This window comes from Anabaena lutea FACHB-196, assembly GCF_014698305.1.
Classification (GTDB): Bacteria; Cyanobacteriota; Cyanobacteriia; order Cyanobacteriales; family Nostocaceae; genus Anabaena; species Anabaena lutea.
Genome location: NZ_JACJST010000004.1, coordinates 280,848 through 302,715, shown reverse-complemented (window position 1 = coordinate 302,715; position 21,868 = coordinate 280,848). Strand labels below are relative to the sequence as shown.

Below are 21,868 nucleotides of genomic sequence, written 5' to 3'. Positions count from 1 at the left end.
CCCCTTACCGCTCTTAATTTCGAGAACCCCGATGTTAAGCTAACAATTGAGTATCTGTTAATCTCAAACGAGTTTCTATCATTTATCCTGTCATTTTAATAAAACTTAATGCCAATTTTTGTTTTGGTAGTGAAAACAGTATTATTGACTAATATCTTAATCACTAGAAAAGTTGTTTATTTACCAAGGCTTGCTGAATCAAACAGATTAAATGTTCTTAGGGGTCTTGAGACTTAATATTGGTTTTTTGGTTCACTTGTACTGATGGAAAATCGGGATTTTTGAGATCAATATACTCGATTTGACCAGGACTAAATTTTTTAGGTAAATGGCGCATTTGCACAAGTACCTTGATTTGTTCAGGTAACTGGTTACTAGGTACGCCGAGATGCACATTTCCTAGTTCTGTTTTCAAAATCAAATTAGTGGGATCTTGGTAATCAATTTCCGTGACTTTGACAGAACTCTGACTGAGAGCTTGATACAGTTGAGTCCAGTAGGGGCGGTATTGTTGAGGTGAGCCAATAACTTTGAGACTAGGCAGTTTTCCGGTGGGATTAAGTGAAGTGTATTTTTCTAAGGGCATCCAAACCCCATTAGCATCTATTAAGCCCAATTTACCCTGTTTGTTGGCAGTACTGCTATTTCGTGGACAGTTCTGTGGCTGTTCTGAGGATTGAGGGTTACTCCTACAATCAATCGTTTTTTGCTGTTTACTCGTTTGTGCTATTGCTACTGGTACGCGTTCTTGAATTTCGATAATTAACCCAGGGGGAAACAACCGCCGACTGACAGTGGCTTGGGCAATAGTTGGTTGCTGCTTCAAAGATTCTGCGATCGCATTTGGTTGTATTCGCCACAGAGACTGAGGATAGGATAACACCAACATTGACCGAATCGTTCGCTCTGACAATAATTGGTTACCTGATCTCATCACTATTTGTGCAGGAGCCTTTAGCATCCACATGGGTTGGATTGTTGCCCATAGCAATCCACCTGCTAGACCACACACCGCGAAGGTTCGCCAAATAGCCTGAATAATTTTTATTTGCCGTTGCTGACGTAATTTTTTACGACGCTGGGCTAAATCCTTACGGGAAACTGAGAGTATACCAGCCATTCCAACCCCTTTTTGGTTTCAGTCTAATTCATTAGTTACGCTGTTGTGATCAATTAATTTATCAGAAAGATGCCTAAAAACCCTTGAGGATATATCAGGCTGAGGTGATCATCTTCAGGCCACTAGAAAAAAACTATAAAAGATAACTATGTCAAGAAAATGGCATCAACCTCAAGTACCTAACTTGAGAGTTGATTGCAGAGTTATAAATTTAGTAATTTAAAACTCAAAAGTGCTGCCTATATTACCATTCCAAGGAGTCCTCGCTGAGGAAAACATCATGAGTGCTTTTGGGCGCAGTATTTTCTGGACTAGCTGCTGCTGGCAAATTCACTAAAAAGGCTTTTAGTTGCATCCGTTCTATATAAGGCCAACCACCCTCAGCCTGAATATCTTTGAGCAGAGAGTAGAGTCTCTGTCGGTTATCAGGTAGACTATCTTGAAAAATTCCATCACGAATTTCTCTATGTAATTTCTCCAACTGTCGCAGCAAAGCCAACAGAGCTATGACATCGCCTTGACAGGTTTGTGCTGCATCTTCTACCGCTGTAGCAATTACTTGTAGCTGATCAGAAATTTTTTCTAATTCAGAATTTTTATCGTTATTCATGTCAATCTCTCCGCGCATACAAGGTAAACTCAAATTTACCGAAGATTTTGAATTTTTAATTGTTTCTAGAGGTTTTTAGCGCTGCTTGTCAGCGTTAGACATTGCTTTGTCAAGCGCTTGATTCAGATTAAGCTAAAGCCCAATCTAGATGAGAAAGGTAATTACCATGCCTGCGACTCAGGGAATGGCGATCGCTTCTAAAACAGAGGAGAGAAGTGTCAGACAACCTTTAGTGGCGCTAAATGGAATCAAGAAGTTCTTATTTCCCACTGGAGAGCTTTGATTTTGAGTTTAAAAAATCGTATGATCTGGCTGATTTCCCCCATCCAAACAATAGGACAAGCTGTATGTATTAACAATACATACATATTACAAAAACTTGGGTAACACTGCTTTTGCCACCAGTCAAAGCAAAACTCCCCTGATGCTCTTGAAAGTAGGCGCTTCAGTCCGCTCTATTTCTTGAGCTTCGGCCATGGCGACTCCAGAATCCTATCGCTACAAAGAACTTCAGGTTATCCAGAAATTTAAAAGAATTATGTAGCTTGCTGCCCAGCAGCGGCACTCCTGAACTCCTGATAGCGTAGCGTTAGCCATACTCCTGTATTCTTTTTGTAGACAACTTTAGATATTAATTTTTGACATTGAGGTTGACCATGAGGTATCGCGCTTTAATTGTGGCTTTCTTGGCCTTATGTTTAGGGCTAATCACTGCTTGTAGTGATGCTCCTGCTTCGAGTGGTAAAGATCTACTTACCTACGAACAAATTCGAGGTACTGGCTTGGCTAACAAGTGTCCTCAACTGACGGAAACAAGCCGTGGTTCCATTGCGCTTGATTCTAGCCAGTCCTACGCCATCAAAGAACTTTGCTTAGAACCAACCAATTTCTTTGTCAAAGAAGAACCTGCTAACAAACGTCTAGAGGCAGAATTCGTTCCCGGTCGCTTATTGACTAGGTACACATCTACCATTGACCAAGTACAAGGTAACCTAAAAATCAATTCCGACAACAGCTTGACTTTTGTAGAATCAGACGGTCTGGATTTCCAAGCCATCACTGTCAAACTTCCTGGTGGTGAACTAGTTCCCTTCCTGTTTACCATCAAAAATTTGGTTGCTCAAACACAACCTAATTCAACCAATATCAACACCTCCACGGACTTTGAAGGCTCTTTTAAAGTTCCTTCCTATCGTGGTGCTGCTTTCCTAGATCCTAAAGGTCGTGGTGTGGTTTCTGGTTACGATAATGCGGTAGCTCTTCCCGCTCAAGCGGACGCTGAAGATTTAACTCGTACTAACGTTAAACGTGCAGAAATCCTGAGCGGCAAAATTTCTTTACGAGTAGCTAAAGTAGATAGCGCTAGTGGTGAAATAGCTGGTACGTTCGAGAGTGAACAGCCATCTGATACAGATTTAGGTGCTGGTGAACCTAAAGAAGTCAAGATTCGCGGTTTATTCTACGGTCGGGTTGAAGGTAATCGCGTCTAAATCTTCTTGTTGATAAGAGTTCTATTCTGCGGCATATCGGTTTTTGCGGTATCGTCCTGCCGAGGTAAATGTATTAGTTGAACCAGATGCTCTCTTTTTTAAGGGGGTATCTGGTTTTTTAAATAATTCGTAATAGTGCCTACGGCAGGCTACCGCCAACGTAATTCGTAATTAAGTTTTGTAATGGGAATTTAACCCCAACACAAAACTTACCGGTTATAGAACCGGGGGACTTAAACCCATGGTATTTGGTTAAAGGGGTTGAAACACCTGTCTGATGCCAAGCTTTTTTATGGTTTCAGTGAATAAACGTAAATTACATTTTTATTTAAAAATTTGATGAATCTAAACGTGTTGAATCCGTATTATCACTAAAGGAAACTTTTACAAATCTAAAATAATCCAGAATATTCTCGCCGGATACTTATAAGTAAATCTCATATTGAATTTGTTAAATTAAGTACGATCTCCGTTTGACATTGGCGAAGTAATTGTATATTTTGATTCTATGGTAATTATTTTATAAGCTACAAAGCATACCAGATTCAGTTTGATAAAAAACAAACATAAATTTCGCTAAAAATCACGGTGGACTCTGAACCTACAGATGAAATGCTTTCTAGCAAAAACTTCTCTCTGTTATCGGGTTCTGTGGGTTCTGCACAAACGGTATGGATCTGGATATCGTGCCATAGATTCCCTCGTACCGGGCATCAGAGCAAGATTTAAAAGCGACTACTCAACTCAATTATTTGCTTAATACCTAATGTGCCATGCATACTACCGCCACAAACGAACTAAAACATGAGATTTCGCAGTTATTGCGAGAGTATGAGCAAAATCCCTCAGAACGGCTTCGCAATCAACTGGTGAAACTAAATTTTGGACTAGTGAGAAAAGAAGCTCACTACTGGATCAATCAATGCCATGAAAGCTATGACGATTTGCTCCAGGTAGGCTGCTTAGGTTTAATCAGGGCTATTGAAAGATTTGAACTTTCTAAAGGACACGCCTTTAGTTCTTATGCAATGCCATACATTCGCGGGGAAATTCAACACTATTTGAGAGATAAGGGTGTGACTATGCGAATACCCCGACGGTGGTTGGCACTGCAACAGCAAGCGATTGGAGTTTCCCGTTCTTTACGCGAAAAATATAACCGCCAACCAACTGATTCAGAAATAGCCGCAGCACTAGAAATTTCTGTGAGTGAATGGCAAGAGATTAAATTAGCATGGGTCAACCGCTCTCCTCTGAGTTTGGATGTACCAATACAAGATGGAGAAGAAGGGGCTACTTGTTTGGGTGAATTGGTTCCTGATCCTCATTACCGTAGCTTTCAACTAGCCCAAGAAGACCAAATGCGTCTGCAACAAGCATTAGTGCAACTAGAGAACCGCACCCGCGAAGTTTTAGAGTGCGTATTTTTGCAGGATTTGACACAGAAGCAAGTGGCAGCGCATTTAGGTATTAGCGTGGTTACTGTGTCTCGTAGAGTCAAAAAAGGACTGGATTTATTGAAAAATCTGATGGGTGCAGCAGAAGATTAACAATTCAAAATTCAAATCAAAATTTAAATCAAATTTCAGCTTTTTCGCGGCAGCTTCGGATAGTGAAGAGGATTGTGGGTACTGGTTCGGTAAAAGATACATTCGGGCATTCAAACTCTTCAATTTCCAATCAACAGGCTCAAACTGTAGTTATGCGGGACTGACAGTGTTAAAAACAACCCTAAAAGTGTAAAAATGTAGGCTATAAAGGAAACAGACTTCGCCTTCAATACCAATTTCGGGCGTGCTAATTTCCACAAGTAAACCTTCCTATAGCTTTCGAGAACGGCTAATGGGTATAAAATCACAAATTACAGCTACAGCTATTTTCATGTTGGCGATCGCTGGATGTAGTTCAGGAGACACACCACAAGCTACTAATACTCCCAGCCCTGTGCCTACTCCCCAAGTAGAAGCCCAGAAACCACCCACAAATCCCACTTTTCCGAATCCTGTAGTGCCTCCTGGTGCTATTCGGTCTGTGGCTTCAAGTAATGGTGGCATCATTCAATCTACTAACGGCGATTTGCAACCAGGTCTGATACCAAAAGGACGACCTGATCCCTTTGCCGAAATTGTTAAGCCGACAGTTTCCCAAATACCCGGTGATGGAAGCACAAAACTAGAAGTTCCAAAAATACCTCGTCTGCCAACTACAATCAACAATCCACAACAGACGCTAACAGCACAAAATAGAACTCCCAGAACACAAACAAATCCAGCGTTGGTAAAAAAGGGCAATCTTAATCCAAAACTGACTGCCACTCTACCTAAGCCCAAACCTCAAGTAAATTCACCTCTGCCTAAGGTTTTACCTCAAATTGTCGCCAACCAGCCCATAAAGCCTGTATTACCACCACAACCACAACCTGAAGCGGCCAAAGCAGTTTTGGTGAGCGGTGTAGTTTTAATTGGGAGACAACCCCAGGCAATTATCAAAGTACCTGAGGAAAAAACTAGTCGCTATGTACAAGCAGGGCAACTATTAGGTAATGGTGTTTTGATTAAACGGATTGAAATGAACCGAGGTTCTAACCCTATTGTAATTTTGGAACAATACGGTATTGAAGTAGGCAAAGCAGTAGGTGAAAAACCTGTTAATTCTCAGCCATCAACGACTGCTTCCGCTGGCAATCCTATTTCGATGGTAACACCGCTTTAGAATTTTGTTATACTCTCAAACCTAACAGTGATTTGAAGGCAGCTATCAATCGTTTAGATCTAGTTTGGGAGTGTCTAGAACGGGTTCACAAACAACAGGAAATAAAGTTTAATGACCGGAGATTTCCGGTTTTATATTAGTTGTATGGAGCAGATTAAAGAAAAAGTTGAATTCCCGAATTTACCTTTGGCTGTATATCGAGAGATAGCGGCTCATTTGCGTCAAGTGGAAGGAATAGAGGTGGATCTAATTTCTCAGACTTCTTCGCAGTTTGACTACAATCAAAGTCAAGTTGATGGTTTGCAGATTTCCTGGACAGTAAATGCTAATGGGGAAAGCCGACAGAGAGTCAAACAGATTTTAGCTTACTATCAAAATCGCTATGGTGTTTGATTTTTTAATATTTTTGTGAAATTTAATTTCAGTTTTAACCCTAGTTTAGGGTTTTTTTGTGCCTAATATGAAGTTGTAAGTTATTAGTGTTGAGGTTGGAGATATTTTTTTCTCACCCAGAGACGCAGAGAACGCAAATGAAGAGAAGTGTTATAAAACATATATAGGATAAATAGCAGAATAAACTATGAATGCTTATTGTTGTAGATAGTCCTATGAATGCCTTAATGTTTTACCGTCTATTGCTATAACCTCGCCGACTTACTTTCGGAGATTCTTTTAATAATGTTTTGATATCTTCAGACATTTCAAATTTTCCTTTTTGCAAATTAATACTATGTGTTTAATTATATATCTTAACTTGTGTCCAATTCTGGTGCTTTTATCCCAACTCCATGTAAAATACAGATTCCAGACTGTATTTCCTCAACATCATGGGCAGCACTTTTGGTCATCTTTTCCGAATTACGACTTTTGGCGAATCTCACGGCGGCGGTGTGGGCGTTATCATTGATGGTTGTCCCCCACGACTGGAAATTTCATCTGAGGAAATTCAATTTGAGTTAGACAGAAGACGGCCGGGACAAAGTAAAATTACTACGCCCCGCAAAGAAGCAGACACCTGTGAGATTCTATCTGGAGTGTTTGAGGGGAAAACTCTGGGAACACCAATTTCAATTTTGGTACGGAATAAAGATACTCGTTCCCAAGATTATGATGAGATGGCGCAAAAGTATCGTCCTTCTCACGCAGATGCTACCTATGATGCTAAATACGGATTTAGAAATTGGCAAGGTGGCGGTAGGTCGTCAGCGCGTGAGACAATAGGTAGGGTAGCAGCTGGTGCGATCGCTAAAAAGATTCTTCGTCAAGTTGCAAATGTAGAAGTTATCGCTTATGTCAAGCGCATCAAAGATTTAGAAGGCGTTGTCGATACCAATACCGTCACATTAGAAGATGTAGAAAGCAATATCGTCCGCTGTCCCGATGGCGAAATTGCCAACCGCATGATTTCATTAATAGAACAAACTGGTAGAGATGGTAACTCTATTGGTGGTGTGGTTGAATGTGTGGTGCGGAATGTTCCCAAGGGTTTAGGTGAGCCGGTTTTTGATAAATTGGAAGCAGATTTAGCAAAAGCGGTGATGTCTCTTCCTGCAAGTAAAGGCTTTGAAATTGGTTCTGGTTTTGAAGGAACTTTACTAACAGGTTTTGAACATAACGACGAATTTTATATTGATGAAAATGGCGAAATTAGAACAGTAACTAATCGTTCTGGAGGAATTCAAGGAGGAATTTCTAACGGAGAAAATATCATTTTACGAGTTGCATTTAAACCAACTGCAACTATTAGAAAAGAACAAAAAACTGTAACTAAGGAAGGTGAAGAAACCCTTTTAGCAGGAAAGGGAAGACATGATCCTTGTGTTTTACCCCGTGCTGTACCTATGGTTGATGCGATGGTGGCTTTGGTTTTATGTGACCATCTTTTAAGGCATCATGGGCAGTGTCAGGTGTTGTAAGAATTTTGGTGGGGTGTTTTTCTGGAATACCCATTTTGATTGATGTAGTCATACTTAATCAAGTCTAACTGCATCAATATTTATTATGACTACCATCAATACAAATCAAGACTACCAAAATCGCGTTAAACATTTTACTACTTTAAAATCTAAATACCAAGCAACTCAGCATCAAGATTCATCTCCCTCTAGTCTGCTATATCTGATTTTGAGAAAAGTTGATTTAGAATTAGAACTCAGTGAATTAGAGTTAAATTGGTTACGAGAAAATCAACTAACACAAACAATTGAAATCATTTGGGTACAGAAATTTAGAAATGGTGAACTCAAAAGGCTAGAAGATGAATTTTCTCAATTAAAAGCTAAGTATAAAGTTACTAAATCTTGGGAATCATCATTAAATAGTTTCTTATATCCTATACTTTGGAAACTTGATCAAGAAGGTAATTTAGATCATCATGAAATTCAATTACTTCGAGATAATAATTTATCTCAACTAGTTGAAATAGCTCAAGATATGAATAATTTTGCTATTCTAAAACAGAAGTATCAAGCTACTAAATATCAAGATTCATTTCCTGATAAGGTACTCTATCCAATACTCAAAAAATTAGACGCAGCCAAACGTCTAGATGATTCTGAATATGAATGGTTGATAGATCATGAATTGTTTGAAACTATAGAGATATTTGAACAACAAGAGTCAAAGAGAGAAGAAGAGTTAAATAGACAAAAAGAGTTAGAAATACAAAAGGAGTTGGAGAGACAAGAAGAGTTAGCAAAACAAGCGAAATTTACTCAACTAAAAGAAAAATACAAAGCTAATAAATACTTTGAGCCATCGGTCGCTAGTAGATTACATGAAATATTGCAAAAATTGGAGGAAAATAAAAAGCTAGCTTATTATGATGAAGATTGGTTGAAAAATAGAGGGCTAAAACAAACAATTAAGATTGCTAAAGAGCTTGAATTCAAAAGAGAATTTATTCAACTAAAAGGAAAATACAACGCAGATAAATATGCAGATTTATCACCTGATAGTGATTTGTATATTATTCTCAAAAAACTTGAATCAGAGAACACGTTAAGTAAGGATGAGTTGGAATTTCTGCAAAAACATCAATTGACAGATACATTAGTTATAGCTAATCAACAATATGCTGCCAGTTTAAAACACAAAGCAGAATTAGGGCAGTTTTTAAATGATTCGGAAATTGAATGGTTGCAAAATAATAAACATGAAGATATTATTACTTTTGCGAAACAGAAGCATTTTTCAGCACTAAAAAGAAAGTATGGATTAATAGATCCTACATTACCTCTAGAACCATTGTATACGATTATGGTCAAATTAGATAAAAAAGAACGGCTAGATCCTGTGTTAGTTGTTCAGCTTATAGAAGAAAAGCTTTTATCTCGTGATGGAAAAATTACTGTTGCACATTACAGACTAGAAGCTGAATTTTTAGAACAAGAAATTAAACGCACCGGACACAAATGGCATATCCCCACAGCGAGTAGTTATTGGCGCAAAGCCAATGAAGCTGAACAGGCTTTAAAACTTACTAATTTAGATTTAGGTAAAATCAAAGAAAATAATCTCAAATCAGCTATTTCAGTTACTAGAGGTGCAGCATTTCGAGATATTGAGCAATTAGACGATGCAGAAAGTTGTGCAATAAAAGCTATGGAGTATCAGCCTGATAGTCATCAACCTTACACATTAATGGGTGCTATCTGTTATGACAGATATGACTATGAAGAAGGTAATGACTGGTTTGAACAAGCCATTAATCGTGGGGCTGATATTGAAGATATAGATTCTGAAATTAAGCGAGTAATTAAAAATACAAAAGACGAACAAAAACGACATGAAGCAGCAGAATATCTCTTGAAAAAAGATTCAAAACGCTATGCTTGGGCTAAAGCTTATCTGAAAAAGCAGAACGAAAAAAATAAAATCTGCGTATGATATATTCCCGACTTGTTGAATAAGGAAATACAAAAAATAAATTATCTTATCTTGTGGGGCGGGCATATTACCCGCCCTCATTTTGAAAATAGACTGTATTATATTAATATGTAATAATATACTCTTTTATAAAAATATCAAACATGGATTTCATCACGCTTTTAGGATTCGCAGCCGGGTTATTAACAACTATCGCTTTCTTTCCCCAGATGTTTAAAACATGGAAGACAAAATCAGCAAAAGATGTTTCTTTTGTCATGCTGATTACTTTTATGTCTGGTTTATTTCTATGGTTAATTTATGGAATCATTCTCGGTGCATTACCGATTATTTTAGCTAATGGTATAACTTTATTTTTGAATTTTATTATTCTCTGGCTGAAAATAAAATACAAGTAAGATTATCTCGTATCGTTAGGGGTTCAGCAATGCTGAACCATTACAGAATGTAATAATGTGTCGGTGTCGTTACTCAAACCAACCTGCAAATTTATGATTATCTGGTTTACAATTAGATATAGATAACGCATTAGATAAACCTGTGACATCCTCTGTATTTGACTCTGAACGCCTTCTATTTATCCCTGCAAACCCCAACACTGACGCTATTCCCTTGATTTTCGCTTTTCCCAATGAGTACACTGTGGGGATAACTAGCCTTGGCTATCAGGTGGTTTGGGCGACTTTGGCTATGCGTAATGATTTGCAGGTAAGTCGTTTATTTACTGATACTCAAGAACAACTTCCTAGACAGCCGGAAATATTAGGTTTTTCTATGTCTTGGGAATTAGATTATGTGAATATTTTCAATCTTTTGGAATCTTTAGGAATTCCCCTGCGGACTAGTTTTCGTAATAAACAACATCCCTTAGTTTTTGGTGGTGGACCAGTTCTCACAGCGAATCCAGAACCATTTGCTGAGTTTTTTGATGTGATTTTATTGGGAGACGGGGAAACTCTGTTGGGTAATTTTATTGATACTTATAAAGAAGTTAGAAATGCCGATAGAGAAACTCAATTAAAAAGATTAGCACAAGTTCCAGGAATTTATATTCCTAGTTTATATTATGTTGAATATAAAACAAAAGATGGAGAAATAAAATCTATTAATCCCATTGCGGCAGAAATTCCCGAAGTTATCCAAAAACAAACTTACCGAGGAAATACTCTCTCTGCTTCTACTGTTGTTACCGAAAAAGCAGCATGGGAAAATATTTTTATGGTAGAAGTAGTGCGAAGTTGTCCTGAAATGTGCCGCTTTTGTTTAGCGAGTTATTTAACTTTACCTTTTAGAACTGCGAGTTTAGAAGCTTCTTTGATTCCTGCTATTGAACGGGGTTTAAAAGTTACAAATCGTCTGGGTTTATTAGGTGCTTCAGTTACTCAACATCCTGAATTTACAGAGTTATTAGATTATATTAGTCAGCCAAAATATGATGATGTTCGTTTGAGTGTTGCGTCAGTCAGAACAAATACGGTAACGGTTAAATTAGCTCAAACTTTAGCGAAACGAGACACGCGATCGCTTACTATTGCTATAGAAAGTGGTTCGGACAAATTACGCCAAATCATCAATAAAAAGTTATATAACGATGAAATTATCCAAGCAGCTATAAATGCAAAAGCTGGTGGTTTATCGAGTTTGAAGTTATACGGAATGGCGGGAATTCCAGGAGAAGAAGCGGAAGATTTAGAAGAAACGGTAGCGATGATGCAAACTGTTAAAAAAGCTGCTCCTGGGTTACGGTTAACACTGGGATGTAGCACCTTTGTACCCAAGTCTCACACACCTTTTCAATGGTTTGGGGTAAATAAACAAGCTGAGAAGCGGTTACAGTTTTTACAAAAAAACCTCAAACCCCAAGGAATAGATTTTCGTCCAGAAAGCTATAATTGGTCAATTATACAAGCTTTGTTATCGAGAGGCGATCGCAGACTCTCTCATCTGCTAGAGTTAACTCGTGACTTTGGTGATTCTTTGGGAAGCTATAAACGCGCTTTTAAGCAACTTAAAGGACAAATTCCCGATTTAGATTTCTATGTTTACGCTAATTGGTCAACTGAGCAAGTTTTACCTTGGAATCACTTGCAAGGTCCGTTGCCTCAGTCTACACTAATAAAGCATTTGAGTGAAGCTACCAGTTATTTTCGTTCATCCTCTCAGCAATTAGAAATGGTAAATTTATAAACGCAGAGGGACAATGAGGAAAACGCAGAGGTACGCAGAGTTATGAAATTAAGGATCATCTCTAAAGATGCAAAACACATCGGAATTTTATTGTGCTTATTGTGGGGAACCAAATTTAACTTTTATTGATTTTAGTGCTGGAATGCAGCAAAGTTATATAGAAGATTGTCAAGTTTGCTGTCGTCCTAATATCTTGTATGTCAGGATTGATGAAGATACCCTAGATATTGAAATTGATAGTGAATACGAAGGCTAAGTTTTAGGTTTTTATTTCTATGCTGCAATTTAAACATTCCTCCATTATTAACGCACCAGTAGAAGTAGTTTGGAAATTTCATGAAAGGCCAGACATTTTACAACTACTCACCCCACCTTGGCAACCAATCCAGGTAATTCGTCGTGAGGGGGGACTAAATGAGGGTGCAATTACAGAATTTCGCTTGTTTCTTGGCCTATTACCTTTGACTTGGTTAGCGCGTCATACTGAATATGAACAATATAAACTGTTTACCGATGAACAGATATCCGGGCTTTTTGAGTCTTGGGTACATCGCCATGAATTTGAGCTAGAAAATGGCAAAACTAGATTAACTGATAATATCGCTTTTTCTATGCCCGGTGGCGATAGTGTGGAATTTGTCAGTGGTTGGTTAGTACAAGTTCAATTAGAAGCTATGTTCCGTTATCGTCATTATGTGACTAAGCGGGAATGCGAATCACAATATTTAGATAAAATATATACTAATTACTAGTAAGTATTTGATTCAGTAAAGTCTTTCAAAACACTTATATTAGCAATAATATCACTCTATTCATCCAGCATAGAGCCTTAATATTATTTGCTTTAATATTACCAAAACACTAAATAATATCACGTATATAACCCAACTTCCAACCGGAAAACAATTTTTGGTCTGGCAGTATTGTGCAATAATACTTAAAGTGTCTTAATATTTCTACATATTTTAGATTATTAACATTAGCCCCAGCGAAAGCACTAACTATTTGTAGGCTTTTATGTTCAGTAATTGGACTATTCCACTGTGAATATATTTTTAGCATTTTTACTGCAATCAGACCAGGTATAAAAGCATGATTCATTTCAAACAACTACTTAGGTTTTCCACCAAATTAAACCCAGCCCAAGGGATGTTTATTGCTATTGTCATTATTAGCATCTGGGCTATTAGCCTAATTTTTTTAATGTCTATTGATATCTCCAATGTCAAATTTTTCATGTTATCCCCGATCATCCTTTGGCAAACATTTTTATACACGGGATTATTTATTACAGCCCATGATGCTATGCATGGAATAGTGTTTCCGCAAAATCCTAAAATTAATCATTTTATGGGTTCTTTGTGCCTATTTCTTTATGGTCTTTTACCATATCAAAAACTTTTAAAAAAGCATTGGTTACACCACCATAATCCAGCTAGTGAAATAGATCCTGATTTTCATGATGGTAAACACAAAAATTTCTTTGCTTGGTATTTTTATTTTATGATGCGTTACTGGAATTGGTTGCAAATTATTACTTTAATGGTTATCTATAACACTATAGTTTACACTCTCCATATACCCCGTAATAATCTCACTTATTTTTGGGTAATTCCTTCGCTGTTAAGTTCATTACAATTATTTTATTTTGGTACTTTCTTACCTCATACAGAACCAATTAATGGTTATAATGAACCTCATCGCGCCCAAACTATTAACCGTCCTATTTGGTGGTCTTTTATAACTTGCTATCACTTTGGTTATCACGAAGAACATCATCAATATCCCCATGCAGCTTGGTGGCAGCTACCTGATATTTATAAGCAATATAGGAATCCTAAATGATTTCTGATAGCTTGCGTGGCGTAGCCATAAAATATCCGAGTATTGTAGGTAGGGCTATGCCTTACAAAACCCGCATATTGTGGGCAATGCCCACCCTACGTATATGTTCAAAAATCAAATAGTACCCCTATACAAATAATGTCTTTATGTATTAATTTTGTGCCGACATTCTCTGGGGTGCGGCACAACAATAAAATCTACAAAAGCTAGCTTTTCTTGTGTATTGCCAAACTTTAATGTGTGGGTGAATTTTCTAGTAACGGTGGACGCACACACAAATATATCAAAGGACCGAATAGGGGAATCATAGCAAATAACCAAAATAATTGATTGTGCTGCCAACCTCGTCGCGTCATATCATCTCCTAATAAAGCGGGAAATAATAGACTTAACATACAAAAATCTAAACTCATGACATGAATAAAACGGCTAGTTTGCCATTGCTGAACAAAGTTACCCCAGTCTCCTTGTAAAGCATAGGCAAATAAAAACCCTGCGCCCAAAGTTAATAAAATTCCATTTATGCGTGAATCTAAAAGTTTGATAAATAGATTTTTTTTACCTATAAACTCTTGATTTGATCCTCTTAAAGCTAAATATGGTAAAAGAGCAAATGCACCAACAGCAAAGGAAGCAGTAGCAAATGGCCAAGCGCGGATTTTTTGCCCTCTACCATCAATAAATAAAACAGTGCTGTAGATTAAAGGCCATACACCCATGATATTAAATAAGGCGATAACTAAAGGGTTAATGCCTTGCCATTGACCAGTAGAAAGATTTTTAATTAACTCTAAACTCTCTGGGAAATTGTCAGGAGGAGCAAATAAAAAGGCGTAGGAAATAAATCCTAGCCATAACAAACCAAAAGAAATTTTTCTGAACATGATTTAAGTAATTTAACTGAAAGCTTCTGAGAGGTAATCTGCGGCTGCGGCTACAACAGCGATCGCACTTTCATAGTCTAACCGAGTCGGTCCCAAAACTCCCACACTTCCCACTGGGACAGAACCCCGACGATAGGTAGAAGAAATCAAACTACAAGTGCGAATTGGTTCTAATGGATTTTCTGCACCAATACGAACTGTCACCCTTGACTTACCCAAATCCTCTGTTTCTGGCTCCTCACAAATTAACCGCCATAGCTGTTCTTGTTCTTCTTCCAGCAGATGGATAATTGTTTGTACTTGCTGTACTTGGGAAAATTCTGGTTGACGCAAAACCTCTCCTACACCCCGCACCATAATTTGTGTAGCAGCTGGTGCAAAAGTCCGACGAGTCAATTCTACCAATGAATTTTTCAAGAATTCGCCATAGCGTTGAAAATCTTGATCTAATTCACTCCAGTCCAGATTAGCTAATTCCAACAGACTGCGGCCTCTTAAGTGGCTATTCAGAAAATTAGATACAATCTGCAACTCGTGATCAATCACCTCTGGCTCTGGTTTGGTTTCTGATGAAGCAGTGAATAAATCCATCACCTTGGAATGTGTCTCATAACCCTCAGTCACCACAATCAGCATAATCTTATCCGATTCAATTTGCACTAATTGCAAATGTCGTAACTGTGCTGTGTTAGTTTGCGGCATAGTAATTAAGGTAATACAGCCACTTAAAGTTGCCAAAATTTGGGCTGCTCCTTGTAATAGCGCTTCCAAACCCCAATCTTCCCAAGGTCGAAGTTGTTGTAATGCTGCTTCCACCTCTTTACCTACAACTTCCGTACTCCTTTCTTGGGGAACGCTACGCGCTCGGTGAACCAAAGTACGTGTAGCATCTTGTAGAGACGGTGTAATCAGTTGGTCAACATAAATGCGATAACCAGAATCAGAAGGTATTCTCCCAGCAGAAGTGTGCGGTTGGTAAACTAACCCAGATTTTTCTAAAACTCCCATGACATTGCGAATGGTAGCGGAGCTAACACCCAGGTCAAACTCCTCAATTAGAGCTTTTGAACCAACAGGTTCTGCCGTAGCGATATAGTGGCGTATAATTGCCCATAGTATATGCTGTTGTCGATTTGTTAGCTGAACTTGCATAGGAGATGTTTTACTGAAGGCAAATTTTATTCAAAGGTTGAAAAAACTTGTGGCTTTTACCACCAAAAAATTTTAAGTATTAATTAATTTAAGATAGCAAATTATATGGTTATGTAATGATAATTTAGAGCAAAACTCTACTTAAGCGTATTTACTACACTAGTTTGCTGATTGCTACAGTCTCTATCTTGAGAGTATCATCTCATCTTTTCCCGTATACTCTCACAGTACATTAACAAAAGCAGTATTTTAAGTTACAAATATAATCTTTGCCTTTTGTCGCTTTCATAGCTGTAGGAATCCTGAGAGGATGTTTTAAAAGTATTTTATGAAACCAATAAAACCTAGATACTTAACTCCCTTCCCTAAAAGGGTATAGGCATTTTCAAGCCTTTATCCTACAAGGAGAGAGGTTCTTTGGTAAAGTTTATAACTTTCCAAACATCCTCTCCAGGACTTGCAAATAAAAATCTCCCGTTTGTAGGCTGTGTTATGACGGTAGTCTTTAACACACTATGGATTTAGTAATTTATTTTTGGGGAAATCCCCCCATCTTTTCCCTAATATTGGGGAATCGAAGGATCAACTAATATAGAGTAGGCAGCAATACCACCACCAATATTTTTAACATTTGTGAATCCTTGCGCCACTAACCATTGGCACATTTGAGCAGAACGAATACCGTGATGACACAGCACCAGGGTTTCCGCTTCCGAATCAAAGCGAGTAGAAATCTCTTCGTTCCATTCAGCAAATTCGCTGAGAGGAAGGTTAACGAAACCCTCAATGCTGGCTATTTCCACTTCTTGGGGTTCTCGGACATCCACTAACTGTAGTCCAGAATCACCAGCAGCTAGACGTTGTGCTAGTTCCTCTACGCTAATTTGGATAAAAGATTGACCTGTCATGTAGTTTTTCTAAACAATCCTAATATTATTTATGTTGGCAGAAAAAATCAGAAAAATCCTCTTTTTCAATGCATAGAAGTTGCGCTTCTAGCCTAAAATCAAAAACGGAGCATTTACTAGGTCTAATGTGAACAGTCAAAGCTCATTTTTCAAGTTTCTAGTGGCTGGTGCGATCGCCCTGCTACTGTTTAGTATTGCTGGTTTTTACTGGTTTTTTCCCAAAAGTCCGATTGGCCTACTGACTTCTCGCTCTCAACCTGGTGCTGCTGTATTTGTATCAAAGCTGTCACCTGTGATCGTGTCATTGCTGGTAAATCCTGATGGATTACAGGGATTGGAGCAAAAAGGGGAAATTTCCCAGATAAAAACTAATTTATTGGCTAAAACTAGCATAAATTATCAAGAAGATATTAAACCCTGGCTGGGAAATGAAATTACATTGGCTGTAACTAGCCAAGACATAGACCGCGATCCAGAAAATGGACTACAATCAGGGTATCTGATGGCACTGGCAACAGAGAACCCAGCCCAAAGCCACGAGTTTGTCGAGTTGTTGTTTTCCAAACGGTCTTTAGCTGGGGCTAATTTAGCTGTTGAACAATACAAAGGTGTGAAGTTACTTTATGACTCCCCAGAAACACCAGCACCCGCCAAAATCCAAACCGCTTTAGCTGGTGCGGTTGTTGATAACTTTGTTTTGTTGGCGAATGATGCCAAAGTGCTACGAGAAGCTATTAATAATGTCCAAGCACCGGATTTGAATTTAACCAGTTTTCCCCAATATCAAAAAGCTACTCAAGAAATAGCTAAAGATGCTGTTGCGGTAGCTTTCCTCAATCTGCCCGAAGTTGCTAATTGGCAAGGGTTTGAACTGGCAGAATCTACTTATAATAGCCAAATTCTGTCTTTGGTATTAAATCCCCAGGGATTACTGGCAGAAAGTACGTTTTTAACATCTACTTTAACATCTACAGAAGTTACGCCTCCATCCGCATCACTATCTAAACCTGTAGGAGCTTTGCATTATATTCCCGCATCAGCAAGTTTGGCAATTAGTGGCGCGAATTTGAGTAATTTAGCTGAGAGTAATTTAGCAAAACTCTGGAAACAAGGAACAGCAACAATATACGGTTCATCAGCAGAGGCGATTTCTCGCTGGATACAACCTTTGGTAGATGTGCAGAAAGATTGGGGTTTAAATTTTAGAGAGGATATTTTTAGTTGGGTAGTGGGAGAATATGCGATCGCTATGCTAACTGAAAATAACGCACTTTTACCCAATCAAGGAAATACAACCCCCAATTGGGTGTTTGTGGTGGAAACAACACCGCAGTTAGTAGAAGGTATAGCCCGTTTAGATAAAATTGCCAGTAGCAAAGGCTTAAATGTCAGTTCCCTCACTCTCAATCAGCAAACAGTCTCCGCTTGGACAGAGTTAACAGCTGTTACTGAGGATAAATCAGCCCTCAGCGTCGCAGCTAAAATTCAGGGGGTGCATACAACCCAGGGTAATTATGAGATTTTTACCTCAGACTTAAAAACGATGGATAAAGTCTTAAGTAGTAAGGAAAAATCCTTAATTGACAATCCCAATTTTCAAGATGTGATCGCCCCTATTCCCCAACTCAACCAAGGCTACATCTATGTTGACTGGAAAAAGAGCCAAAAACTTCTCGAACGTCAACTACCCTTGCTGAAATTTGTGGAAGTTTTAGGCAAACCACTGTTTAACAATCTGCGATCGCTTACAGTTAGTAGTTATAGTCGTGAGCCAGGAACTCTAAAAGGCGGTGTGTTCTTCCAGTTTCATCGCTCTTAATTTCTCTATTTTTCTCTTCAAATCACACTTGATTGAGAAGCACAGTTTGCAAAATCCACCAAATCAAGGAAACAGTACTCTTTGTGTCACATTTCCAGATCATGTAATTAGTACTAAATAGCGCTGTTTACAAATAAAATTAGTACATATAGCAGAGAACAGGAAACAGGGAACTTTTAACAGGGTGGAAAGTCCCTTGGTGTCTGACTTATATTTACTGCCTGTCCTCACCGATCTGGCAGCTGCTATACAGTCCTGCTACGCTAAGGATGGGGTACTCCCCCTAAAAAAAATGAAAGATTTTCGTTTCTGGCTTCAATTTCGAGGTGGCTGGTTGCTGGCTACGATTACCGCTATGATAGCGATACCAGCAGCAGCCCAGACAGCAAATTTTGGTACTCTTAAGCTATCACCAGGTTTTGAACCTGCACAAGGAATGGGAACTGGCTATACAGGAGGTTCTTATTCATTATCTGCCATGAGCAAACGCGATCGCGATAAAAAAGCTTGTATCGGTTTTGCAGATCCAAATCCTGACCACATCCTCGTTTTAGAAAAAGACTTTGACAGTCTGAAAATATTAGTCAACAGCGGTGGTGATACGACTTTGTTTATTAAAGGCCCAGACGATGGGACAATCCGTTGTGGAGATGACACAGGTAAAAGTAAAGATGCGAGTGTGCTTGATCAGCAATGGAAAAGTGGCACTTATCGCATTTGGGTAGGTACATTTAATTCCGGTGTCAAACGTAACTACACTTTGACAGTAACGCAGTAATAGAGAATAGGGAATTCCTCATTATCTCCCCATCTCCCCATCTCCCCATCTCCCCATCTCCCCATCTCCGCGTCACCGTGTCCTCCCATCTCCCCATCTTCCTAGTTCCCAAGTAACGATAAAATGGGAAAGTAGCTCGCAATGCTGTCCAAGGGTACTATCTCGATGCTCTCTATACTACGTGCCGATTTTCGCATCATCTTTGAACGTGACCCAGCTGCTCGAAATTGGTTGGAGGTCTTGTTTTGCTATCCAGGTTTACAAGCCCTCATGTTCCACCGCTTTGCTCACTGGTTGCGTAGTATTGGTCTTCCATTTTTCCCCCGGCTCATTTCTCACATAGCTCGGTTTTTAACCGGGATTGAAATTCACCCAGGGGCTGTAATTGGTCAAGGAGTATTTATTGACCACGGTATGGGAGTAGTAATTGGTGAAACAGCCATTATCGGCAACTATGCCCTGATTTATCAAGGTGTCACCCTGGGGGGAACAGGTAAAGAAAGCGGCAAACGTCACCCCACATTAGGCGAAAATGTCGTTGTTGGCGCGGGAGCAAAAGTTTTGGGAAATATCCAAATTGGTGATAATGTCCGCATTGGTGCTGGTTCTGTAGTGTTGAGAGATGTTCCTTCTAGCTGCACAGTTGTAGGTGTACCAGGTCGCATTATCTATCGTGCTGGAGTTCGGGTTTCACCTCTAGAACACAACAATTTACCAGATTCAGAAGCTCAAATAATTCGCACCTTAGTTGACCGCATTGAAGCACTTGAAGAACAAATTCAAGCTCTCCAAAATCCCGCAAAAACTCCAGTTTTGGTAGGTAAATTCACTCAAGAAGATGAACTACCAAAAGAACACAACTTCTGTAATCTCAGAGATAAACAGATTCAGGAATTCTTTGATGGTGCAGGAATATAGAAAATCAAAAATTAACAACTTAACAAAATAAAACTATGGGTTTATTGCTTCAGTTAACCATTCCTGGTTTTTATTGCGGTGATAAACTGATCTATTTTGTGGTTCACCTCGCAATTCTAAATGATCTACTTGTGTAGGTTCAAGCAATAATAAACAAAAATTTTCTCCTGGTTGAATAGGATCTGGTACAGGTGGTGTAAATGCTTCCGGTGTTGTTATTCTCATTTGACCAGGAGTAGGCCAAGCAAATTGTAACCTAGCTGCATCACTCAATTCTTGCCACATTTTTATTCTCGCTGGTTGTAAATGTGGGTGAGAATCAGCACTTACTAATATTAATTCTCCAGTAATACGAAATTGTTCTCTGGTGTTGGGAAAATACCAACAAATTTCTGCTGCTGCTTGTTTTGCTATTTGTTCAGCTTTTGCACTGCGAATATCGGTGATAAATTTTAGTTGGTTGGTATCGTCTAGAAAGCCGCGAAAAACTACGGTGCGGTTAGCAGGACAACCATTTTCTCGCACCGTTGCAAGTTGTAGATAACGGGCATAAACGAGGCTGCGATTGCGATGTAGTGCGCGGGTAATAAGACTTCGCCAAGGTGCTAGTGACATTTTTTATTTTGTGTTGTCATTAATATTTCCAAAATTGTACGGTAATCCGTACCTAAGAATTCTTTGTCTACTAAAATTACCTTTCTAAGTTGGGTATATCAACAAAAAAACAGAACTTATCCCCAATTTAAGGAGGAAAAAATGAATAGTGCTGAAAAATCAGCCTTACTTGCTGAACTTGCCCAACTTAGTATTAAACATAACCCTGAAAAAATAGTGAAGATTGCTAAACAAGCAGATGGCAAAATCGTATTTTTAGAACAAGGAAACATTGAAGCAGGACTCCAGCATATATTAGAAGAACATTCTTCACAATTTGCAGATCAGGGCATAGAACCAGACCAGATACCGGATGCAATTATTACTGCACTAACCGAAGGGAAAATAATTGGGTATCAAGGAAGAAAAAAAACTCGTACTATTTATGAAGTTAACTTTAATAGCAAAACTCACTACATCTCTGTCACTGTAAGCGATAATGGGTATATAGTGGGGGCTAACCCCAGAACTTCCCCATAACTTGGTAAAGTGACTATGGCAGAAAAAATCAAACTCATGGCTGATTATGGATGCTACCCATTATGGTGGGATAGTTCTGATAAAGCTGGAGATATTGATCCAGAAACGATGCCATTAAGTAAAGAAACTATTAGCCGTTTGGAAAAATGGGCAGATATTTATGATGCAAAGTTGAATTGGGAAGATCCTAATTCATCTGGTTTTCCCACTTTAGAAGCTAAAGCAGCTTTTGAAAAACAAGGTATTAGTTTATGGAAACAACTACAAAAAGAACTTGCACCTAATTATGAAGTTATATATTTCAGTGAAACTTTACGTAAAGTTGTAACTAATATAAATGAATTAGAATCTTTGCTGACTATCAATGCTTAATGGATAGTCAACGAAAAAAGTAAACAAATAACAATCACACTGATAGCCTAT

General features: G+C 38.6%; 22 protein-coding genes. 16 read left to right on the top strand and 6 right to left on the bottom strand.

Annotation, left to right across the window (positions count from 1 at the left end):
• Nucleotides 1–217 precede the first annotated feature (217 nt).
• Both H6G59_RS07025 and H6G59_RS07020 read right to left on the bottom strand, forming a co-directional pair.
• On the bottom strand, nucleotides 218–1,120 hold the full coding sequence (locus H6G59_RS07025) for a cell division protein FtsQ/DivIB (RefSeq protein WP_190712785.1): 903 nt from the start codon (nucleotides 1,118–1,120) through the stop codon (nucleotides 218–220).
• Between the two features lie 244 nt (nucleotides 1,121–1,364).
• Complete coding sequence (locus tag H6G59_RS07020) at nucleotides 1,365–1,730, bottom strand: hypothetical protein (protein ID WP_190712783.1); 366 nt, start codon at nucleotides 1,728–1,730, stop codon at nucleotides 1,365–1,367.
• A 656-nt stretch (nucleotides 1,731–2,386) separates the two neighbouring features.
• Here H6G59_RS07020 and psbO point away from each other — a divergent pair.
• From psbO to crtW, 11 genes are all read left to right on the top strand, one after another.
• Nucleotides 2,387–3,220 carry a photosystem II manganese-stabilizing polypeptide gene (gene psbO, locus H6G59_RS07015; RefSeq protein WP_190712781.1) on the top strand — a complete coding sequence of 278 codons (834 nt, stop codon included), beginning with the start codon at nucleotides 2,387–2,389 and terminating at the stop codon, nucleotides 3,218–3,220.
• A 773-nt stretch (nucleotides 3,221–3,993) separates the two neighbouring features.
• Nucleotides 3,994–4,770, top strand: a complete 777-nt coding sequence (locus H6G59_RS07010) for an RNA polymerase sigma factor SigF (RefSeq protein ID WP_190712779.1) — start codon at nucleotides 3,994–3,996, stop codon at nucleotides 4,768–4,770.
• 292 nt (nucleotides 4,771–5,062) lie between these two features.
• Nucleotides 5,063–5,932: a hypothetical protein gene (locus H6G59_RS07005; RefSeq protein WP_190712776.1), complete on the top strand. Its 870-nt coding sequence runs from the start codon at nucleotides 5,063–5,065 to the stop codon at nucleotides 5,930–5,932.
• Between the two features lie 111 nt (nucleotides 5,933–6,043).
• Entirely contained in the window at nucleotides 6,044–6,325 is a 282-nt protein-coding gene (locus tag H6G59_RS07000) for a hypothetical protein (protein ID WP_242038807.1), read from the top strand.
• Nucleotides 6,326–6,759: 434 nt separating this feature from the next.
• Complete coding sequence (aroC, locus tag H6G59_RS06995) at nucleotides 6,760–7,848, top strand: chorismate synthase (RefSeq protein WP_190712774.1); 1,089 nt, start codon at nucleotides 6,760–6,762, stop codon at nucleotides 7,846–7,848.
• A gap of 85 nt (nucleotides 7,849–7,933) precedes the next feature.
• Nucleotides 7,934–9,820 carry a hypothetical protein gene (locus H6G59_RS06990; protein WP_190712772.1) on the top strand — a complete coding sequence of 629 codons (1,887 nt, stop codon included), beginning with the start codon at nucleotides 7,934–7,936 and terminating at the stop codon, nucleotides 9,818–9,820.
• Nucleotides 9,821–9,963: 143 nt separating this feature from the next.
• A complete protein-coding gene (locus H6G59_RS06985; RefSeq protein WP_190712770.1) occupies nucleotides 9,964–10,218 on the top strand; it encodes a SemiSWEET transporter in 255 nt (84 codons plus the stop codon).
• A 142-nt stretch (nucleotides 10,219–10,360) separates the two neighbouring features.
• Nucleotides 10,361–12,007: a radical SAM protein gene (locus tag H6G59_RS06980; protein WP_190712768.1), complete on the top strand. Its 1,647-nt coding sequence runs from the start codon at nucleotides 10,361–10,363 to the stop codon at nucleotides 12,005–12,007.
• A gap of 67 nt (nucleotides 12,008–12,074) precedes the next feature.
• Nucleotides 12,075–12,263 (top strand): CPXCG motif-containing cysteine-rich protein, encoded by a 189-nt coding sequence (locus tag H6G59_RS06975; RefSeq protein ID WP_016948965.1) that lies wholly within the window; start codon nucleotides 12,075–12,077, stop codon nucleotides 12,261–12,263.
• A 19-nt stretch (nucleotides 12,264–12,282) separates the two neighbouring features.
• Nucleotides 12,283–12,759, top strand: a complete 477-nt coding sequence (locus H6G59_RS06970) for an SRPBCC family protein (protein WP_190712766.1) — start codon at nucleotides 12,283–12,285, stop codon at nucleotides 12,757–12,759.
• Nucleotides 12,760–13,099: 340 nt separating this feature from the next.
• Nucleotides 13,100–13,852, top strand: coding sequence for a beta-carotene ketolase CrtW (crtW, locus tag H6G59_RS06965; RefSeq protein ID WP_190712764.1), 753 nt, complete (start codon nucleotides 13,100–13,102; stop codon nucleotides 13,850–13,852).
• A gap of 233 nt (nucleotides 13,853–14,085) precedes the next feature.
• On the opposite strand, the gene H6G59_RS06960 is transcribed toward crtW, so the two are convergent.
• From H6G59_RS06960 to H6G59_RS06950, 3 genes are all read right to left on the bottom strand, one after another.
• Nucleotides 14,086–14,736 (bottom strand): DUF2834 domain-containing protein, encoded by a 651-nt coding sequence (locus H6G59_RS06960; RefSeq protein WP_190712762.1) that lies wholly within the window; start codon nucleotides 14,734–14,736, stop codon nucleotides 14,086–14,088.
• 12 nt (nucleotides 14,737–14,748) lie between these two features.
• Nucleotides 14,749–15,888 carry a heat-inducible transcriptional repressor HrcA gene (gene hrcA, locus H6G59_RS06955; RefSeq protein WP_190712760.1) on the bottom strand — a complete coding sequence of 380 codons (1,140 nt, stop codon included), beginning with the start codon at nucleotides 15,886–15,888 and terminating at the stop codon, nucleotides 14,749–14,751.
• A 560-nt stretch (nucleotides 15,889–16,448) separates the two neighbouring features.
• Entirely contained in the window at nucleotides 16,449–16,796 is a 348-nt protein-coding gene (locus H6G59_RS06950) for a rhodanese-like domain-containing protein (RefSeq protein ID WP_190712757.1), read from the bottom strand.
• Between the two features lie 127 nt (nucleotides 16,797–16,923).
• Between H6G59_RS06950 and H6G59_RS06945 the strand changes: the two genes are divergently transcribed.
• The 3 genes from H6G59_RS06945 (at nucleotide 16,924) to cysE (ending at nucleotide 20,311) form a co-directional block, all read left to right on the top strand.
• Nucleotides 16,924–18,615 (top strand): DUF3352 domain-containing protein, encoded by a 1,692-nt coding sequence (locus tag H6G59_RS06945; RefSeq protein WP_190712755.1) that lies wholly within the window; start codon nucleotides 16,924–16,926, stop codon nucleotides 18,613–18,615.
• Between the two features lie 292 nt (nucleotides 18,616–18,907).
• The gene (locus H6G59_RS06940) at nucleotides 18,908–19,393 is read left to right on the top strand and encodes a hypothetical protein (protein WP_190712753.1); all 486 of its coding nucleotides are present in this window, start codon (nucleotides 18,908–18,910) and stop codon (nucleotides 19,391–19,393) included.
• Between the two features lie 165 nt (nucleotides 19,394–19,558).
• Entirely contained in the window at nucleotides 19,559–20,311 is a 753-nt protein-coding gene (gene cysE, locus H6G59_RS06935; RefSeq protein WP_190712751.1) for a serine O-acetyltransferase, read from the top strand.
• 33 nt (nucleotides 20,312–20,344) lie between these two features.
• On the opposite strand, the gene H6G59_RS06930 is transcribed toward cysE, so the two are convergent.
• Nucleotides 20,345–20,926 (bottom strand): Npun_F5749 family FMN-dependent PPOX-type flavoprotein, encoded by a 582-nt coding sequence (locus tag H6G59_RS06930; protein ID WP_190712749.1) that lies wholly within the window; start codon nucleotides 20,924–20,926, stop codon nucleotides 20,345–20,347.
• A 141-nt stretch (nucleotides 20,927–21,067) separates the two neighbouring features.
• Between H6G59_RS06930 and H6G59_RS06925 the strand changes: the two genes are divergently transcribed.
• Nucleotides 21,068–21,445, top strand: a complete 378-nt coding sequence (locus H6G59_RS06925; RefSeq protein WP_190712747.1) for a hypothetical protein — start codon at nucleotides 21,068–21,070, stop codon at nucleotides 21,443–21,445.
• Nucleotides 21,446–21,460: 15 nt separating this feature from the next.
• Nucleotides 21,461–21,817 carry a hypothetical protein gene (locus H6G59_RS06920; protein WP_190712746.1) on the top strand — a complete coding sequence of 119 codons (357 nt, stop codon included), beginning with the start codon at nucleotides 21,461–21,463 and terminating at the stop codon, nucleotides 21,815–21,817.
• Nucleotides 21,818–21,868 lie beyond the last annotated feature (51 nt).

Bases quoted from the DNA above. Each gene is read 5' to 3' on its own strand.
- H6G59_RS06970 (WP_190712766.1), top strand. From the start codon at position 12,283: ATGCTGCAATTTAAACATTCCTCCATTATTAACGCACCAGTAGAAGTA.
- crtW (WP_190712764.1), top strand. From the start codon at position 13,100: ATGATTCATTTCAAACAACTACTTAGGTTTTCCACCAAATTAAACCCA.
- H6G59_RS06930 (WP_190712749.1), bottom strand. From the start codon at position 20,926: ATGTCACTAGCACCTTGGCGAAGTCTTATTACCCGCGCACTACATCGC.
- H6G59_RS07005 (WP_190712776.1), top strand. From the start codon at position 5,063: ATGGGTATAAAATCACAAATTACAGCTACAGCTATTTTCATGTTGGCG.
- H6G59_RS06985 (WP_190712770.1), top strand. From the start codon at position 9,964: ATGGATTTCATCACGCTTTTAGGATTCGCAGCCGGGTTATTAACAACT.
- hrcA (WP_190712760.1), bottom strand. From the start codon at position 15,888: ATGCAAGTTCAGCTAACAAATCGACAACAGCATATACTATGGGCAATT.
- H6G59_RS07000 (WP_242038807.1), top strand. From the start codon at position 6,044: ATGACCGGAGATTTCCGGTTTTATATTAGTTGTATGGAGCAGATTAAA.
- H6G59_RS06950 (WP_190712757.1), bottom strand. From the start codon at position 16,796: ATGACAGGTCAATCTTTTATCCAAATTAGCGTAGAGGAACTAGCACAA.
- H6G59_RS06925 (WP_190712747.1), top strand. From the start codon at position 21,068: ATGAATAGTGCTGAAAAATCAGCCTTACTTGCTGAACTTGCCCAACTT.
- psbO (WP_190712781.1), top strand. From the start codon at position 2,387: ATGAGGTATCGCGCTTTAATTGTGGCTTTCTTGGCCTTATGTTTAGGG.
- H6G59_RS06920 (WP_190712746.1), top strand. From the start codon at position 21,461: ATGGCAGAAAAAATCAAACTCATGGCTGATTATGGATGCTACCCATTA.
- H6G59_RS07025 (WP_190712785.1), bottom strand. From the start codon at position 1,120: ATGGCTGGTATACTCTCAGTTTCCCGTAAGGATTTAGCCCAGCGTCGT.
- cysE (WP_190712751.1), top strand. From the start codon at position 19,559: ATGCTCTCTATACTACGTGCCGATTTTCGCATCATCTTTGAACGTGAC.
- H6G59_RS06960 (WP_190712762.1), bottom strand. From the start codon at position 14,736: ATGTTCAGAAAAATTTCTTTTGGTTTGTTATGGCTAGGATTTATTTCC.
- H6G59_RS06990 (WP_190712772.1), top strand. From the start codon at position 7,934: ATGACTACCATCAATACAAATCAAGACTACCAAAATCGCGTTAAACAT.
- aroC (WP_190712774.1), top strand. From the start codon at position 6,760: ATGGGCAGCACTTTTGGTCATCTTTTCCGAATTACGACTTTTGGCGAA.
- H6G59_RS06940 (WP_190712753.1), top strand. From the start codon at position 18,908: ATGAAAGATTTTCGTTTCTGGCTTCAATTTCGAGGTGGCTGGTTGCTG.
- H6G59_RS07020 (WP_190712783.1), bottom strand. From the start codon at position 1,730: ATGAATAACGATAAAAATTCTGAATTAGAAAAAATTTCTGATCAGCTA.
- H6G59_RS06975 (WP_016948965.1), top strand. From the start codon at position 12,075: ATGCAAAACACATCGGAATTTTATTGTGCTTATTGTGGGGAACCAAAT.
- H6G59_RS07010 (WP_190712779.1), top strand. From the start codon at position 3,994: ATGCATACTACCGCCACAAACGAACTAAAACATGAGATTTCGCAGTTA.